Here is a 16,604-nt window from a genome sequence, read left to right as displayed (position 1 = left end):
CGTTCGCTGACATCTGTTCGCTGAAATCCGTCAGCCGACAGCCGTCACGTGCCAGCCGTCACCTGCCGGCCGTCCGCCGCCGCCGCCAGGTCCACCGCCGTCCACGCCATCCCCACCGCCCCGTCCAGCAGCGCCTGCTCCGCCCGGGGCCCCACCGCCGCCTCGGCGAAGTCGGCCTCGTGCGGCGCGCAGGCACCGCCCGTGATGTCCAGCACCGGATGGATCGACGGCACCAGGTGCGACACGTTCCCCATGTCCGTACAGGCGAAGGGCCCGCTCTCCACCGGCTCCGGCCGGCCGAGCGCGGCCGCGTTGGCCCGCCACAGGGCGAGCAGCCGGGCGTCGGAGCGCATGTCGAGGTAGTCCGGCTCGGGCCGGGCGAGCGTCACCTCGCAGCCGGTGGCCAGCGCCCCGGCGCGGAAGCAGTCCTCGACCCTGGCCCGCAGTTCGGCGAGGTCCTCGGCGGCCGAGGCACGGATCTCGTACTCCGCGCTCGCGCTGTCGGGGATCACGTTCGGCGCCGTCCCCGCCGCCGTGGTGATGCCGTGCACCCGCCACTGCGGCGGGAGTTGCTGGCGCAGCAGCCCGATCGCCACCTGGGCGACGGTGAGCGCGTCGGCCGCGTTGCGCCCTTCGTGCGGGTTGAGGCTGGGGTGGGCGGCGCGCCCGGTGTAGCGGACGGACAGCGTGCCGAGCGCGAAGGACCGGAAGTCCGCGACCTCCACCGGGCAGGGGTGGACCATCATCGCCGCGTCCACCCCGTCGAAGGACCCCGCCTCCAGCAGCAGCGCCTTGCCCGCCCCGCGCTCCTCGGCCGGCGCGCCGATCACCCGGACGGTCAGCCCGAGTCGATCGGCGTGCGGGGCCAGCCCCAGCGCGGCGCCGATCCCGGCGGCGGCGATGAGGTTGTGCCCGCAGGCGTGGCCGAGGCCGGGCAGCGCGTCGTACTCGCAGACCAGGGCGACGGTCAGCGGCCCGTCCCCGAGGCGGGCGTCGAAGGCCGTCGCCAGCCCGTAGGCGGGCGCGGTGACGGTGAATCCGTGCCCGCGCAGGGCTTCGGTGCACCAGGCGGCCGCCCGGTGCTCCTCGAAGGCCGTCTCGGGGTGGTCGTGGAGGCGGCGGCTGAGGGCGAGCAGCTCGTCCCGGTGGGCGAGGACGCGGTCGCGGACGGCCTGCTTGAGAGTGTCCGCGATCGAGGGAGCGGTCATGGGCGGCGGTCTCCGGAGTGTCAGGGCCAGGCCGTCGGCAGGCCGTTGACCAGATCAAATGAAGTTAGATTAGGCTAACCTAAGTCACCTCGGACCCCCTTGAGGAGCACCCCGAACCATGCCCGCCGTCGACACCCAGGCCGCCGACGTTCCGCTGCTGTCCGCCCAGGCCGCCATCTGGTACGCCCAGGCCCTCGACCCCGCCAGCCCGGTCTACAACACCGGCGACGCCGTCGAGATCACCGGTCCGCTCGACGAGGAGCAGTTCGAACGCGCCCTGCGCCGGGCCGTCGACGAGGCCGAGGCCCTCGGCGTCGCCGTCGTCACCGGCCCCGACGGCACCCCGCGCCAGCGCCCCCGCCCCGGCCTGCGCTGGCCCCTGCACCACCTCGACCTGCGCGCCGCCGCCGACCCCGACGCCGAGGCCGAGACCTGGATGCGCGCCGACCTCGCCCGCCCCGCCGCCCTCACCGAGGCGAACGAGGCGAACGAGGCCGACGAGGCCCCGCTGTTCACCCACGCGCTCATCCGCCTCGGCGAGGACCGCCGCCTCTGGTACCGGCGCATCCACCACCTCGCCGTCGACGCCTACGCCCTCAACCTGCTCGGCGAACGCGTCGCCGCCCTCTACACCGCCCACGCCACCGGCACCGAACCCGCGCCCACCCCCTTCGCGAGCCTCGCCGAGACCGCCGCCGAGGAAGCCGCCTACCGCGCCGGCGAGGAGTACGAGGCCGACCGCGCCCACTGGTCCCGCCACACCGACGCCGCCGAGGCCCCCGCCACCCTGCCCGGCACCCCGTCGGCCGGCAACCGCCCCGACCACCGCCCCGGCACCTGGAACCCCAGCACCCGGAGCCCCGGCACCCGGAGCCCCGGCACCCCCCTGCGCCTGAGCGCCCACCTGCCCGCCGGCACCCGCGAACGCCTCCAGGACGCCGCCACCGCCGCCCGCGCCACCTGGGCCGAGCTCCTCCTCGCCGCCACCGCCGGTTACCTCCACCGCCTCACCGGCACCGAGACCCCCGTCCTCGGCCTCCCGCTCGCCAACCGCCGCGGCCCCGCCGCCCTGCGCACCCCCGTCGCCCTCGCCAACGTCCTGCCGCTGCGCCTGAACGTGCGCCCCGCCGACACCGCCGAAGCCCTGCTGCGCCACGTCGTGCGCGAACTGCGCGCCGCCCGCCGCCACCAGCGCTACCCGCTGGAGGACCTGCGCCGCGACCTCGGCCTCACCGGCGAACGCCGCGCCCTGTTCGGCCCGATGGTCAACATCAAGGCGTTCGAGACCGACCTCGACCTGGCGGGCCTGCCCGGCGTCGTCCGCAACCTCGCCGCCGGCCCCGTCGACGACCTCGCCCTCAACGTCTCACCCGGCCCCGACGGCGCCCTGCGCCTGGCCCTCGACGCCGACCCCGCCCGCCACGGCGCCGACTCCCTGGCCGCCCACCGCGACGGCCTGCTGCGCTACCTCGACGCCCTCGCCGAACTGCTGCTCACCGCCCCCGACACCCCGATCGGCCGGATCGACCTGCTCGACGCCGACGCCCTGCACCGCGCCGTCCGGGGCCGCGAGGAGCCGCCCGTCACCCGCACCCTGCCCGAGCTGTTCGCCGACCAGGCCGCCCGCACCCCGCAGGCCGTCGCCGTCCGCAGCGGCGCCACCGCCCTCACCTTCGCCGAACTCGACGCCGCCGCCGACCGCCTGGCCGCCGTCCTCGCCGGCCACGGCGTGCGCGCCGGAGCGCCCGTCGCCGTCGCCCTGCCGCGCGGCACCGACACCCTCGTCGCCATGCTCGGCGTCCTCAAGGCCGGCGGCGCCTGCGTCAGCCTCGACCTCGCCCACCCGCCGCAGCGCCTGGCCGCCGTCCTCGCCGACGCCCGCCCGGTCTGCGTCATCGGCACCGACGAGGCCCTCGCCGCTCTCCGGCTGCCCGAGGGCGCCGCGATCGTACGGCCCGGGGACGCCGCCGACCGTACCGCCGCCGACCGTACCGCCGCCGACCGTACCGCCGTCGAGCTGCCCGCCGTCGAGCTGCCCTCCCCGCGCCCGGGCGACGCCGCGTACATCCTGCACACCTCCGGCTCCACCGGCCGTCCCAAGGGCGTCGTCGTCACCCACGCCTCCCTCGCCAACCTGCACGCCGGCCACGGCGAGGACCACATCGCCCCCGCCGTCGCCCGAGCCGGCCGCGAACGCCTGCGCGTCGCCCACAGCGCCTCCTTCGCCTTCGACGCCTCCTGGGACCCGGTGCTGTGGATGGTCCACGGCCACGAACTGCACCTCCTCGACGACGCCACCTACCGCGACCCGGCCGCCCTCGCCGAGCACCTGCGCCGCGAACGCGTCGACTACCTCGACCTCACCCCCTCCTACCTCGAAGTCCTCCTCGCCGAGGGCCTGTTGGAGGAGGGCCGCCACCACCCCCCGGTCATCGCGATCGGCGGCGAAGCCACCTCGCCCGCCCTGTGGCGCCGCCTCGCCGCCACCCCCGGCCTGCACCCGATCGACCTGTACGGCCCCACCGAGGCCACCGTCGACGCCTACGCCTGGACGAAGGGGGCCGACGGCGCGCCCGAGGGCCGCGTCGTGCGCGGCTCGCGCGCCTACGTCCTCGACACCTCCCTGCGCCCCGCGCCCGAGGGTGTCACCGGCGAACTGTACGTCGCCGGCGCCTGCCTGGCCCTCGGTTACCTGGGCCGCCCCGACCTCACCGCCGAACGCTTCCTCGCCGACCCGTACGGCCCGCCCGGAGCCCGGATGTACCGCACCGGCGACCTCGCCCGCAGGGCGGCCGACGGCACCCTCGAGTTCCTGGGCCGCGCCGACGACCAGGTCAAGATCCGCGGCTTCCGCGTCGAACCCGCCGAGGTCACCGCCGCGCTCGCCCAACTGCCCGGCGTCGCCCAGGCCGTGGTGATCGCCCGCCCCGGCCCGCACGGCAAGCGGCTGCTCGGCTACGCCGTCCCCGCCCTCGGCGCCACACTCGACGTCGATGCCCTGCGCGCCGCCCTCGCCGAGCGGCTGCCCGCCCATCTCGTGCCCGCCGCCGTCACGCTGCTCGGTGAACTCCCGCGCACGGCCCACGACAAGCTCGACCACCGCGCTCTGCCCGAGCCCGCCGCCGAACCCCGGGGCGAGGCCGCCGCCACCGAGCAGGAGCAGGCGGTCTGCGCCCTGTACGCCGAACTGCTCGTCCTGCCCGAACTCCCCGGCCGCGACGCCTCGTTCTTCGACCTCGGCGGCCACTCCCTGCTCGCCGGCCGCCTCGCCGCCCGCCTGCGCGACGCCTTCGCCACGCCCGTCGGCTTCGCCGACGTCTTCCGCCACCCCACCCCGGCCGCGCTCGCCGCCCACCTCGGCTCCGCGACCCCCACCGCCGACGAGGCCCGGCCCGCGCTGGTGCCCGTGCCCCGCACCGAACGCATGCCGCTGTCACCCGCCCAGCGGGGCCTGTGGTTCCTGCACCGCCTCGAAGGCCCCAGCCCCACCTACAACATCCCCCTCGCCCTCACCCTCACCGGCCCGCTCGACCGCTGGGCACTCACCCTCGCCCTCGGCGACCTCGCCGCACGGCACGAGATCCTGCGCACCGTCTACGGCGAGCAGCCCGACGGCACGCCGTACCAGCGGATCCTGCGCCCCGCGCCCGTCGAACTCCACCTGGGCCACGGCGAGTTGGGCGAGGCCGTCCGCCACGCCTTCGACCTGACGGCCGAACCGCCGCTGCGCGCCACCCTGTTCGCGCACGGGCCCGAGCACCACACCCTGCTCCTGCTGCTCCACCACATCGCCGGCGACGGCGCCTCCACCACACCGCTCAGCCAGGACCTCGCCGCCGCCTACGCCGCCCGCCTCGACGGACGCGCCCCCGAACTGCCGCCACTGGACGTCCAGTTCGCCGACCACGCCGCCCGCCAGCACGCCCTGCTCGGCACCACCGAACAGCCCACCCCCCTCGCCGCCCGGCAGAGCGCCCACTGGCGCGAAACCCTCGCGGGCCTGCCCGACCAGCTCGAACTGCCCACCGACCGCCCCCGGCCGGCCGTCGCCGCCCACCACGGCGCCACCGTACCCTTCACCCTCGACGCCCCCGCCCATGCGGCCCTCGCCGACCTCGCCCGCGCGACCGGCACCACCGTCTTCACAGCCGTCCAGGCGGGCCTCGCCGCCCTGCTCACCCGGCACGGCTGCGGCACCGACATCCCCGTCGGCACCCCCGTCGCCGGCCGCGAGGACGAACGAACGGCCTCCCTCGTCGGCTACTTCGTCAACTCCGTCGTCCTGCGCACCGACACCTCAGGCAACCCGGCCTTCCGCGAACTCCTGGCCCGGGCGCGCACCGCCGTCCTCGCCGCCCACGACCACGCCGACCTGCCCTTCGACCGCCTCGTCGAGGAGCTCAACCCGGCCCGCTCCCTCGCCCGCCACCCCCTCTTCCAGGTGATGCTCGCCTGGCAGAGCCGCCCCGACGAGCCCCTCGACCTCGGCGGCGGACTCACCGCCGAGATCACCGCCGTCCCCAGCGGCACCGCCAAGTTCGACCTCACCCTCAACGCCGGCGAACGGCCCGGCGGGGGCCTCGGCGGCTTCCTCGAGTACCGCACCGACCTCTTCGACGCCGAGACCGCCACCGCCCTGTCGGACCGCCTCACCCGGCTGCTCACCGCCGCCGCGGCCGCCCCCGACACCGCCATCGGCCGCCTGCCGATCATGGGGGAGGAGGAACGCCACCGCGCCCTGGTCGAGTTCAACGGCGCCCCCGTCCACTCCGAGCCCTCCGCCACCCTGCCCGAGCCCTTCGCCACCCTGCCCGAGCTCTTCGACGCCGCGGCCGCCGCCAACCCGGCCTCCGTGGCCGTCAGTTGCGGTGACGACCGGCTCACCTACGCCGAACTCTCCGCCCGCGCCGACCGGTTGGCCCGCCGGCTCGCGGGCAACGGCATCGGCCCCGGCACCATCGTCGCCCTCGCCCTGCCGCGCTCCGTCCAACTCGTCGTCGCGCTCCTCGCGGTGGCCAAGTCCGGCGCCGCCTACCTGCCCCTCGACCCCGACTACCCGGCCGACCGCCTCGCCTACATGCTGGCCGACGCCACCCCCGCCGCCCTGCTCACCGACGCCGTCACCGCACCCCGGCTGCCCACGCATGAGGGCCTCCTCACCCTCCTCGTCGACCGGCCCGACACCGGAACACGGGAGGCACCCTTCGCCGCCCACGAACGCACCCGCGAACTGCGCCCCGAGGACACCGCGTACGTCATCTACACCTCCGGCTCCACCGGCCGCCCCAAGGGCGTGCCCGTCACCCACCGCAACGTCGTCCGGCTGTTCACCGCCACCGACCACTGGTTCCACTTCGACGCCCACGACGTCTGGACGCTCTTCCACTCCTACGCCTTCGACTTCTCCGTCTGGGAACTCTGGGGCGCCCTCCTCCACGGCGGCCGCCTCGTCGTCGTCCCCCACTTGATCAGCCGCGACCCGGTCGCCTTCCTCGACCTGCTCGCCCGCGAACGCGTCACCGTCCTCAACCAGACCCCGTCCGCCTTCTACCAGCTCGCCGCCGCCGACCGCGACCGCCCCGGCACCGAACTCGCCCTGCGCTACGTCGTGTTCGGCGGCGAGGCCCTCGAACTCGCCCGCCTCGACGACTGGTACAGCCGCCACGACGAGAACGCGCCCACCCTCGTCAACATGTACGGCATCACCGAGACCACCGTGCACGTCACCCACCTCGCCCTCGACCGGGCGAGCGCCGCCGCCACCGGCACCAGCACCATCGGCGTCAACATCCCCGACCTGCGCGTCTACGTCCTCGACGAACACCTCCAGCCCCTCCCGCCCGGCGTCACCGGCGAGATGTACGTCGCCGGCGCGGGCCTGGCCCGCGGCTACCTCGGCCGCCCCGAACTCACCTCCACCCGCTTCGTCGCCGACCCCCACGCCCACCTCTTCGGCGAGAGCGGCACCCGGATGTACCGCTCCGGCGACCTCGCCCGCCGCCGCCGCGACGGCGTCCTGGAGTACTTCGGCCGCGCCGACCAGCAGGTCAAACTGCGCGGCTTCCGCATCGAACTCGGCGAGATCGAGGCCGTCCTGGCCGCCCACCCGGCCGTCGCCGACGCCGCCGTCGTCGTCCGCGAGGACACCCCGGGCGACAGGCGCCTCATCGGCTACGCCGTCACGACCGCCACCCCCGGCGAGCTGCGCGCCCACGCCGCCGCCGAACTGCCCGGCCACATGGTGCCCTCCGCCGTCGTCCCCCTGGACCGCCTGCCGCTCACCGCCAACGGCAAGCTCGACCGCCGCGCCCTGCCCGCACCCACCGCGCCGGCCTCCACCGCACCGGCCTCCACCGCACTGGCCCCCACCGGCGCGGGCCGCCTGCCCCGCAGCCCCCGCGAACAGCAGCTCTGCGAACTCTTCGCCGAAACCCTCGGCCACAGCGCCGTCGGCGTCGACGACGACTTCTTCGCCCTCGGCGGCCACTCCCTGCTCGCCGTCCGCCTCGCCGGGCGCATCCGCGAGATCCTCGGGATCGAGATCGGCATCGGCACCCTCTTCCAGGCCCCCACCCCCGCCGGACTCGAGAGCGCCCTGTCCACCGAGGCCGACGCCGTCGACGCCCTCGACGTGCTGCTGCCGCTGCGCCCCACCGCCCCCGGCCGGCAGCGCCCGCTGTTCGCCGTCCACCCGGCCGGCGGCCTGAGCTGGTGCTACACCGGTCTCATCCGCCACCTGGGCGCCGACGTGCCGATCTACGGCCTCCAGGCCCGGGGCGTCGGCGCCGCCACCGCCGAACTCCCGCTGCCCGCAACGCTGGAGGAGCTCGCCGCGCACTACGCCGACCGGCTGCGCGAGGTCCAGCCCGAGGGCCCGTACCGGCTGCTCGGCTGGTCCACCGGCGGGATCATCGCCCACGCGCTCGCCGTCCGGCTCCAGGACCTGGGCCAGCAGGTCGAGTTGCTCGCCGTCCTCGACGCCTACCCCGCCGAGGGCTTCCGCGAGCTGCCCGTCCCCGACCAGGCCGAAGCCCTGGAGGCGCTGCTCACCATGGGCGGATTCGGCCCCGAGGACCTCGACGGCCGGCCGCTCGAACTCGCCGCCGTCAGCGAGCTGTTGCGCGGCGCGGGCAGCCCGCTCGCCGGGCTCGACGAGGCCACCGTCCGCGCCCTCAACCGCATCTACCTGCACACCGACCACCTCGTGCGCGGCCACGACCACCGGCCCTTCGACGGCGACGTGCAGTTCTTCCGCGCCACCGTCGACACCATCGACGACACCCTGGTGCCCGAACTCTGGGCGCCCTACGTCACCGGGCGGATCGACAACACCGACGTCGCCTGCTCGCACAAGGACATGACCCTGCCCGAGCCGATCGCGCACATCGCGAGCGTGATCGCCGACCACCTGGAGCGCACCCGATGAGCGACGCCCCGACCAACCCCTTCGACGCGGACGGCGAGTTCCTCGCCCTCGTCAACTCCCAGGGCCAGCACTCCCTCTGGCCGGTCTTCGCCGCCGTCCCCGCCGGCTGGGGCGTCGCCCACGGCCCCTGCGGGCGCGCCGACGCCCTCGCCTGGATCACCGCCCACTGGACCGACCTGTGACCCAGCCCGTCGCGGGCACCGCGGCGCGCCCCCTGCTCGCGGGGCGCGCCGCGGTGGTCGTCGTCTACACCGCCGCGATGTGCATGAACGGCCTGGACTCGACGATCGTCAACCCCGCCCTGTTCAGCATCGCCGAGGACTTCGGCCGCCCCCTGTCCGCCGCCAACGCCGTCGAGACCGCCTTCCTGGTCGGCCTCGCCCTGGGCCTGCCGGTGGCCGGCTGGCTCGGCGACCGGTACGGCGCCAAACGCGTCTTCCTCGCCGCCCTCGCCGGGTTCACCCTCGCCTCCGCCCTCAGCGCCGCCGCCCCCGGCCTCGGCTGGCTCGCCTCGGCCCGTGCCCTCCAGGGCGTGGCCGGGGGCCTGCTCACCCCGGTCGGCATGACGCTGCTGTTCCGCGCCTTCGCCCCGCACGAACGCGCCGGGCTCGGCCGCGTCCTCATCGTGCCGACCGCCCTGATGCCCGCCCTCGGCCCGCCGCTCGGCGGCTTCCTCGCCGAACACCTCAGCTGGCACTGGCTGTTCCTCGTGAACGTGCCGATCGGCGTCGCGGCCGTCCTGCTCGGCGCGGCCGCCCTGCGCTCCGAGGAGGAGCCGCCCGCCGGGCGCTTCGACACCACCGGCTTCCTGCTCGCCACCCCCGGCCTGGGCCTGCTCACCTACGCCCTCGGCTTCGGCCCGGCCCACGGCTGGTCCTCCCCGGGCGTCGCGGCCTCCGGGCTGCTCGGCCCGGTGCTGCTCGCCCTCGCCGTACGGCACCAACTGCGCGCCCCCGAACCGCTGGTGGACCTGCGCCTGCTCGCCGACCGGACCTTCGGCGCCGCCACCTGGCTCGCCCTGCTCACCTCCGCCGGGCTGATGGGCGCGCTGTTCGTCATCCCGCTGCTGCACCAGGCCGCCTTCGGCGCCACCGCGCTCGACGCGGGGCTGAGCGTCTTCCCGGAGGCGATCGGCCTGATGGGCGCCTCCCAGGTCGTCGACCGGCTGCTGCCGCGCCTCGGCCCGCGCCGCCTCGCCCTGCCCGCGCTGCTGCTGGCCGCCGGGGTGCTCGGCGGGCTCGCCTTCGCCGAAAACCCCTGGGCCGTGCGGGGGTTGATGTTCGCGGTCGGGCTGGTGCTGGGCACCGCCGTACTGACCGTCCAGATCGCCGGCTTCGCGGACGTGCCGCCGCCCGGGATGAGCCGGGCCATGGGCCTGTTCACCATCGTGCGCACCCTCGGCGGCGCGCTCGGCATCGCCGGCGCGGCCGCGCTGATCGGGGCGGCCGGGGAGAGCGCGAGCGCCGGTCCGTACCGGGCGGCGCTCGGCCTGACGGCCGCACTCGTCGCGGCGGGCGCCCTGCTCGCGGCGCGGATGCCGGCCGCTCCTCCGAGCCCCCCGGGGGACTGAGCCCAGGACCTCAGGACGGCCTCAGGGCACCAGGACCTCAGGATCTCAGGACGACCGCAGGACCCCGGGGCGTCAGGTGGTGATCACCCGACGAACCGGGGGTGACCTGCGGCTTCGTGCAGCAACTCGGCCGCCCCGTAGTACGGCTGATACCCCAGCACGGCGCTCGCCCGCTCGGAGACGTACACCCGGTCGATCACCGGCGGAAGCTCCCACCCGCACCGCTCGAACCCGGCCGCCACCTCCGGCAGCCGCTCCGCCACCAGCGTCTCCGACTCCCGCCACAACCGCTCCCGGTCCGCCTCCCGCCACGGGTACGGACCGGCGACGTTCATCACCCCGTCGGCCTCCGTGGTCTCCACCGCCAGCTCGTGCGCCCGCGCCACGTCCGCCACGTCCACGCCCCGGTGCAGCCGGTGCCGGGCTGCGGCCTCCGGGGGCTCGTTCACGCACCGCCCGACGCGCAGACAGACCGTGCCCATCTGTCCGGCCGCGTTCAGGACATGTCTCTCGGTGGCGAGCTTCGCCTCGTCGTACACCAGCCTCGGCCGGCAGACCGTCTCCTCTGTCACCCACACCGCCGCCCCGTCCTGCGGCACCAGCGCGTGCCCGTAGACGGAGGTCGAGGAGGTGTAGACGAACCGCTGCACCCCGGCCTCCTCCGCCGCCTCCAGCAGCACCCGCGTCGCCTCCACGTTCTCCCCGACCGGCCGCACCTCCACATGCGCCGCGTGCACCACCGCCACCGCCCCCACCAGCGGCCGCCGCCACTCCCGCTCGTCCCGCAGCGTCGCCACCACCCCCACCTCCGGCCCCGGGTCCCGGTCCACCCCCACCACCCCCCACCCGGCCACCTTCAACCGCCGCACCACGGCCGCACCGACCCGCCCCGCCGCCCCGGTCACCACCACATGCCCCACCATGGGAACCCCTCCCCGTCCGCACCAGCGCCCCGCCGAGCCTACGGCGCCTCCCGCTGTACCGTGTGGCAAGCGACAGAGGAGACCCGGTGAACCCTGAGCGTTACCACCTCCTGGAGGAGGCCAGGCGCAGCCTTCCGGATGGCTACAAGGTCGAGTTGTCCGGTGATTTGATTGTCATGCAAGCGTCACCATCCTCGACGCACCAGTTGAATCTGTCCATCGTGCAACGCCAGTTCGACGCCCACTGCCCGCCCGGCTAGACCGTCACCCTCTTCTCCGAGCCCGACCGCGACCGCTACCACACCCGAACGGAACGCGAGTTCGGCGAGACGATCCACCTCCCGGCGCCGTTCGACTTCGACCTGGACCTGTCCCGGCTGGTCCCGTACCGCGACTGAGCGCCGGCTACGGGTTGGGGTGGAGGATCAGGTCGTCCAGCGGGAAGTGCCTTGGCTCGTCGCCGAGTTCGGCGACGGCGGCGCGGATGCGGTGCAGGTGGGCGACGGTGAGCTGGAGCGGGGGCTCCTCGGGCTGGTAGGTGGTGCGGATGGGATAGTCTACGCCCGGGGTGCGGGTCATCTCGATGTGGCAGCCGAGGACGTACGTGACCGGGCGGCTCCCCGCGAAGGCGATCAGCCGGTCGATCGTGCGGCCGAACGCGGGCCAGTCGTCGATGTACAGCCGCCCGGGGTAGACCGTGTCGCCCGTGAGCAGGAACCCCGTCCACGGGTCGTAGTACGTCACCGCCGCCTCATGGTGCCCCGGCGTGGCCAGGCACTCCAGCACGCGCCCGCCCCCCAGGTCCACCCGGGCCACCGCCTCCGCATCACGGTCGAACCCGAAGTACGGCCAGGCGAACGCGAGTTCCGCTCCCACCACCCTCGTCCCGGCCCGCCCGGCGAACTGCCCGTCCCCCGCGACATGGTCCCCGTGCGGATGGGTGTGCAGCACCAGTAGCCCGTAGTCCCCCTTCACCACCTGCGGATTACGCCCCAACCACCGCTTCACCAGCGCGTCCACCGTCCCGCGCAACGGAAAGTACGCGGCCTCCGCCGTCGCCCCCGTGTCGATCAGCACCGCCCGCTCCACCCCGAACAACAGGAACAGGAACGGCGCCTCGTAGTTGACCGCCTTGTTCTGCCGGAGGATGACGGTGTTCTCGTCGTACTCATGGATCTGAATGTCCGGATCGGTGTTGTGCTTCGCCGACCCCGACCCGTGAATCCACCTCACATCGAGCGGACGAGCCACCGGTGCATCAACCACGACGTCTCCCACGTGCGTCGTCTTGGCAGACCGGGTACGGCGCACATCTCGTCCGGGGCGAACACCAGTGCGCCGCCACGGCGACGCTAGCACGGGGCCCGCCCTCGCCGGCGGACTCTCGTGACCGTCGTAGATCCCGGCCGTAGGTCGGCGCGCTGCCTACCTGCGGGCGTAGCGGAGCGCGGCGATGATGACCGTGATCGCGATGGACACGAGGAAGATCGTCACGGCGGGCGCCAGTGGGTCGCCGTCGGTGATCGCCCTGAAGAGCGCGCGGACGCCGGCGCCGATGAAGCTCATGGGCGTACGGTAGCGTCCTCGCAGGTCAGGCGGCGAAACAGGGGGGGCGATGGAGCCGGACGAGCATGTGCGGTTCGCGCGCTATCGGGCGGAGTTCGCGGCGGTGGAGCCGCAGGATGCGCCCGGGCTGGTCGTGCGGGTGCTCACGGATCCGGATGGGGCGATGGCGAACTCCGCGGTGTGCGGGTACCTCGACCGGCGCGGGGCCGAGCTGCTCACCGAGCCGGGATTCCCCGACTGGCACGGGCAGATGGCGGGGCCCGTCGCGACGGACGCGTTCTCCGCGCGGCGGCTGCGTGAGTGGGCGCTGATGCGGGCGGTGGAACTGGGCGAGCCGTGGCGGTCCGAGGACCTGCTCGCCGCCTCGAACTGGTGCCAGTCGTACATCGTCGAGACATCCAGCGCCCCCGCCGCCCTGGCAGAGCTCGCCGAGGGCGGCCGGACGCGGCGGGTGCGCGACATCGCGAAGGACCGCCTCCGCTAGGCCAGCGGGCCCAGCAGGTGGGCGAGGCCGTCGGCGAGGCCGCCGCGCCAGCAGGCGTAGTCGTGGCCGCCGTTGAACTCGCGGTAGGAGACGTCGTAGCCGCGGGCGAGCAGGACGTCGCGGAGGTGGCGGTTCTGGGGGAGCAGCATCCATTCCTGGAGGCCGACTTCCAGGTGGAAGCGGGCCTGGCGGCGGTCGGTGGTCGCGAATCGGCGGGTGAGCCATTCGCTGCCGGTGTCGAACTCGGTGCCGTCCGGCCACCAGAAGGAGCCGGACTGGCTGAGCGCGTTGCCGAAGCGGTCGGGGCGGTGGAAGGCGGCGAAGGCGGCGGCGAGGCCGCCGGCGCTCTGGCCGGCGATGGCTGTGCGTGAGGGGTCGAGGGGGGCGCCGAACTCGTGGTGGGCCCAGGGGAGGAGGTGGTCGGCGAGGAGGTCGACGAAGGCGGGGTTGCAGCTGAGGTCGTCAGGGCGGGTGGGGCCCATGGTGTGGACGAGCAGGGTGGCGGTGCGGGGGATGGCGGCGTCGGCGGTCAGGTTGTCGAGGGTGTCGGCGACGGACAGCACCTGGCCCCACATCTCCCCGTCGAGCAGTACGGCCACGGCCCCCAACGGGCCTTCGCCGCCCGGGAGATGGGCGTCGACGCGCCGCCCCGCCACCTCGTGGGCGGTCAGTCGTCCGCGCGGGACGCCCTCGCGGCGCCGTACGTACGGCTGCGCGGGCGCGTCGGGCAGGCTGAGCACCGAGGAGGGGTGGCGGCCGTCGCGGGAGGGGAGTCGGTCGCCGTCGGTGTCGGGGACGGCGTGGTCGAGGACGTGCAGCCAGTCGGCGCGGGTGGTGCCGGGGACGGGGCCCCGGAAGGGGTGGAGCTGGTAGGAGGCCCGGTGGTCGGCGCGCAGCCGGTAGGTGATGAACCAGGTGCCGTCGGTCTGACGGGTCATCAGGTGGGGTGTCAGGTCGCCGGAGTGGCGGTCCTTGTCGGTGACGGTGTGCAGCAGTGCGAGCACTCCGTCGTGGGCGCCGTCGTCGCGGCCGTCGTATCCGAAGGTGACGAGCCGGTAGGCCGGGTCGTCCGGATCGGGGGCGACGATCGGGAAGGTGGTGTTCAAGGGCAGGACTCCTCAGGTCAGTTGATGCTGTTGCGCCCGCGCCCGAGCAGCACCCACAGCAGGAAGGGGCCGCCGAGCACCGTGGTGACGATGCCGACGGGGATCTCGACGCCGCCGATGAGCACCCGTCCGAGGGTGTCGGCGAGGACGACGAGCAGGGCGCCGGTGAGGGCGGAGCCGAGGATCGGCACCCGGGTGGGCCCGGCGAGGCGGCCGGCGATCACGGGTGCGGCGAGCGCGACGAAGCCGACCGGGCCGCAGACGCCGACGGCCAGTCCGGCCAGGGCCACGGACAGCAGCAGGCAGGCGAGGCGCACCCGTCCGGGGTCGACGCCGAGGGAGGAGGCCACGCTGTCGTCGAAGCGCAGCACGGCGAGGCGCCGGGCCGCGACGAGTGCGAGCGGCACCAGGACGGCGAGCCCGATGAGGACGGGCGTGGCGACCTCGTAGTTCCGGCCGTTGAGGCTGCCGGAGGTCCAGATGTACAGCGAGCCCGCCGAGTCGAGCGAGCGGCGGGCCATGGCGACCTGGATGACGGCGGAGGCGAGCGCGGACATCGCGAGTCCGACGACGAGCACCCGGTAGCCGCGCGCGCCGAGCCCGCCGGAGGCGAGGGCGACGACCGAGGCGGCGGCGAGCGCGCCCAGCGGCCCGGCCCACCAGGCGCCGAAGGTGCCGGCGGTGCCGACGGAGATGAGCACGGCGGCGGTGGCGCCGTCGTTGACGCCGAGGAGTTCGGGGGTGGCGAGGCGGTTGCGGGCGAGGGTCTGGGTGAGGCAGCCGGCCAGGCCCAGGGCCGCGCCCGCGGCGAGTCCGGCGACGATCCGGCCGAGGCGGAACTTCTGCACCAGCAGGACGTCGAGCCGGTCGCCGTAGCCGAACACGGCCTGGAAGGTGTGGCCGAGGTCGAGTTCGCTCTGCCCGGCGTGGGCGGAGACGACGACGGCGGCGAGCAGGGCGCCGGCCAGGCCGAGGGAGGCGAGCAGGGCGCGGCGGGGGAGCAGCAGCGACCAGGCGCCGCCGCGCAGCAGCAGGTCGGGCCCGGGGGCGGCGGGTTCGGAGCGCTGGGCGGGCGGCGAGGCGTCGGCCGCCGGGTCGCTGAGGGCGAGGGCGGCGGAGCGGCGGGAGCGGACGATGGCGATGAGCGCCGGGGCGCCGATCAGCGCGACGATCACGGACACCGGCGCCTCGAACGGCCGGGCCACGACCCGGGCCAGCACGTCGGAGGCGGTGAGGACGGCGGCGCCGAACAGGGCGGCGAGCAGGGTGAGCCGGCCGACCCGGTGCCCGGCGACGGTGCGGGCGAGGAAGCCGGAGAGCAGGCCGAGGAAGGCGACGGGCCCGGCGAGGGCGACGGCGGAGGCGGTCAGCAGGGTGACGGCGAACGCGACGGTGGCGCGGGTGGCGCCGGGCCGGTGGCCGAGGCCCCGGGCGAGGTCGTCGCCGAGGGCGAGGGCGGTGAGCGGCCGGACGGTCAGGGCGGCGAGCAGGAACCCGGCGCCGAGGACGGGCACGAGCTGGCGCAGCGTCGTCCAGCCCTCGACCCCGGCGAGGGAGCCGAGTACCCAGACGCGGTAGCGCTCGTACGCCTCGGGGGAGTTGACGACCAGGACGTCGGTGAGGCCGCGGAAGATCGCGGCGACGGCGGAGCCGCCGAGCACCAGGCGCATCGGCGAGCCGGCGCCGCGGCTGTTGGCGACGAGCATCACCAGGGCGCTGGCGAGGACGGCGCCGCCGAAGGCGAAGGCGAGGTAGCCGTAGGAGGTCTGCACGCCGAGGACGGCGATGCCGAGGACGACGCCGAGGGAGGCGCCGGCGTTGACGCCGAGCAGGCCCGTCTCGGCGAGCGGGTTGCGGGTGACGGTCTGCAACTGGGCGCCGGCGACGCCGAGTGCGGCGCCGACGAGCAGGGCGGTGACGGTGCGCGGCAGGCGCAGGTCGCCGACGACGAGGGCGAGGCGGCTGTCGGAGCGGGCGCCGCCGCGGTCGAGCAGGTAGTCCAGGACGCGGCCGGGGCCGATCTCGCCGGCGCCGACGGACAGGGACAGCGCGGCCAGGGCCAGCAGGAGGAGCACCGCGCCGAGGGCGAGCGGCCAGCCGGTCCACCGGCGGTGGGCGGCCGGGCGTGGCGTCGTTCCGTCAGCCGTTCCGTCAGGTGCGCCGGACGGTGCGCCGGACGGGGCGTCCGGAGGCGGCGGTGCGGACGGTGCGTGGACGCCCGGTTGCGACAATGTCATAAGGTAAGGCTAACCTAATGATCGGGGCGCCCCGGTGGGGCCTTCTCCCCGTGCCGCGGCCCGGACCTTCCCCGGCGTGCCGCT

At 75.2% G+C, this 16,604-nt stretch carries 11 protein-coding genes and 1 riboswitch; of the genes, 5 read left to right on the top strand and 6 right to left on the bottom strand.

The window, feature by feature from the left end; genetic code table 11:
- Nucleotides 1-44: 44 nt before the first annotated feature.
- Nucleotides 45-1,208: a M20 family metallopeptidase gene (locus ACIBCA_RS08915; protein WP_396282156.1), complete on the bottom strand. Its 1,164-nt coding sequence runs from the start codon at nucleotides 1,206-1,208 to the stop codon at nucleotides 45-47.
- Nucleotides 1,209-1,326: 118 nt separating this feature from the next.
- On the opposite strand from ACIBCA_RS08915, the gene ACIBCA_RS08910 reads away from it, so the two are divergent.
- The 3 genes from ACIBCA_RS08910 to ACIBCA_RS08900 are packed head-to-tail and all read left to right on the top strand — an operon-like array spanning nucleotide 1,327 to nucleotide 10,204.
- Nucleotides 1,327-8,634 carry an amino acid adenylation domain-containing protein gene (locus ACIBCA_RS08910; protein ID WP_396282155.1) on the top strand — a complete coding sequence of 2,436 codons (7,308 nt, stop codon included), beginning with the start codon at nucleotides 1,327-1,329 and terminating at the stop codon, nucleotides 8,632-8,634.
- Nucleotides 8,631-8,816, top strand: coding sequence for an MbtH family protein (locus ACIBCA_RS08905; protein WP_396282154.1), 186 nt, complete (start codon nucleotides 8,631-8,633; stop codon nucleotides 8,814-8,816). Before ACIBCA_RS08910 ends, ACIBCA_RS08905 begins: the two co-directional genes overlap by 4 nt.
- Nucleotides 8,813-10,204, top strand: coding sequence for a DHA2 family efflux MFS transporter permease subunit (locus tag ACIBCA_RS08900; RefSeq protein WP_396282153.1), 1,392 nt, complete (start codon nucleotides 8,813-8,815; stop codon nucleotides 10,202-10,204). Before ACIBCA_RS08905 ends, ACIBCA_RS08900 begins: the two co-directional genes overlap by 4 nt.
- A gap of 83 nt (nucleotides 10,205-10,287) precedes the next feature.
- Here the strand turns inward: ACIBCA_RS08900 and ACIBCA_RS08895 are convergent, their stop codons facing one another.
- Complete coding sequence (locus tag ACIBCA_RS08895) at nucleotides 10,288-11,127, bottom strand: NAD-dependent epimerase/dehydratase family protein (RefSeq protein ID WP_396282152.1); 840 nt, start codon at nucleotides 11,125-11,127, stop codon at nucleotides 10,288-10,290.
- 86 nt (nucleotides 11,128-11,213) lie between these two features.
- On the opposite strand from ACIBCA_RS08895, the gene ACIBCA_RS08890 reads away from it, so the two are divergent.
- A complete protein-coding gene (locus ACIBCA_RS08890; protein ID WP_396282151.1) occupies nucleotides 11,214-11,387 on the top strand; it encodes a hypothetical protein in 174 nt (57 codons plus the stop codon).
- A 145-nt stretch (nucleotides 11,388-11,532) separates the two neighbouring features.
- On the opposite strand, the gene ACIBCA_RS08885 is transcribed toward ACIBCA_RS08890, so the two are convergent.
- Nucleotides 11,533-12,360, bottom strand: a complete 828-nt coding sequence (locus tag ACIBCA_RS08885) for an MBL fold metallo-hydrolase (RefSeq protein WP_396282150.1) — start codon at nucleotides 12,358-12,360, stop codon at nucleotides 11,533-11,535.
- A 44-nt stretch (nucleotides 12,361-12,404) separates the two neighbouring features.
- Nucleotides 12,405-12,470, bottom strand: a riboswitch (guanidine-III (ykkC-III) riboswitch).
- Nucleotides 12,471-12,552: 82 nt separating this feature from the next.
- Nucleotides 12,553-12,693 (bottom strand): hypothetical protein, encoded by a 141-nt coding sequence (locus tag ACIBCA_RS08880; RefSeq protein WP_396282149.1) that lies wholly within the window; start codon nucleotides 12,691-12,693, stop codon nucleotides 12,553-12,555.
- Between the two features lie 49 nt (nucleotides 12,694-12,742).
- Between ACIBCA_RS08880 and ACIBCA_RS08875 the strand changes: the two genes are divergently transcribed.
- Nucleotides 12,743-13,177, top strand: a complete 435-nt coding sequence (locus ACIBCA_RS08875; protein ID WP_396282148.1) for a hypothetical protein — start codon at nucleotides 12,743-12,745, stop codon at nucleotides 13,175-13,177.
- On the opposite strand, the gene ACIBCA_RS08870 is transcribed toward ACIBCA_RS08875, so the two are convergent.
- Nucleotides 13,174-14,283, bottom strand: coding sequence for an alpha/beta hydrolase-fold protein (locus ACIBCA_RS08870; RefSeq protein ID WP_396282147.1), 1,110 nt, complete (start codon nucleotides 14,281-14,283; stop codon nucleotides 13,174-13,176). The two genes, ACIBCA_RS08875 and ACIBCA_RS08870, sit on opposite strands and share 4 nt — an antisense overlap.
- Before the next feature lie 17 nt (nucleotides 14,284-14,300).
- Entirely contained in the window at nucleotides 14,301-16,520 is a 2,220-nt protein-coding gene (fhuB, locus tag ACIBCA_RS08865) for a Fe(3+)-hydroxamate ABC transporter permease FhuB (RefSeq protein WP_396282146.1), read from the bottom strand.
- Nucleotides 16,521-16,604: the final 84 nt, after the last annotated feature.

Source organism: Kitasatospora sp. NPDC051170, assembly GCF_044455705.1.
GTDB lineage: Bacteria > Actinomycetota > Actinomycetes > Streptomycetales > Streptomycetaceae > Kitasatospora.
This window is presented reverse-complemented; position numbering and strand designations above follow the sequence as displayed.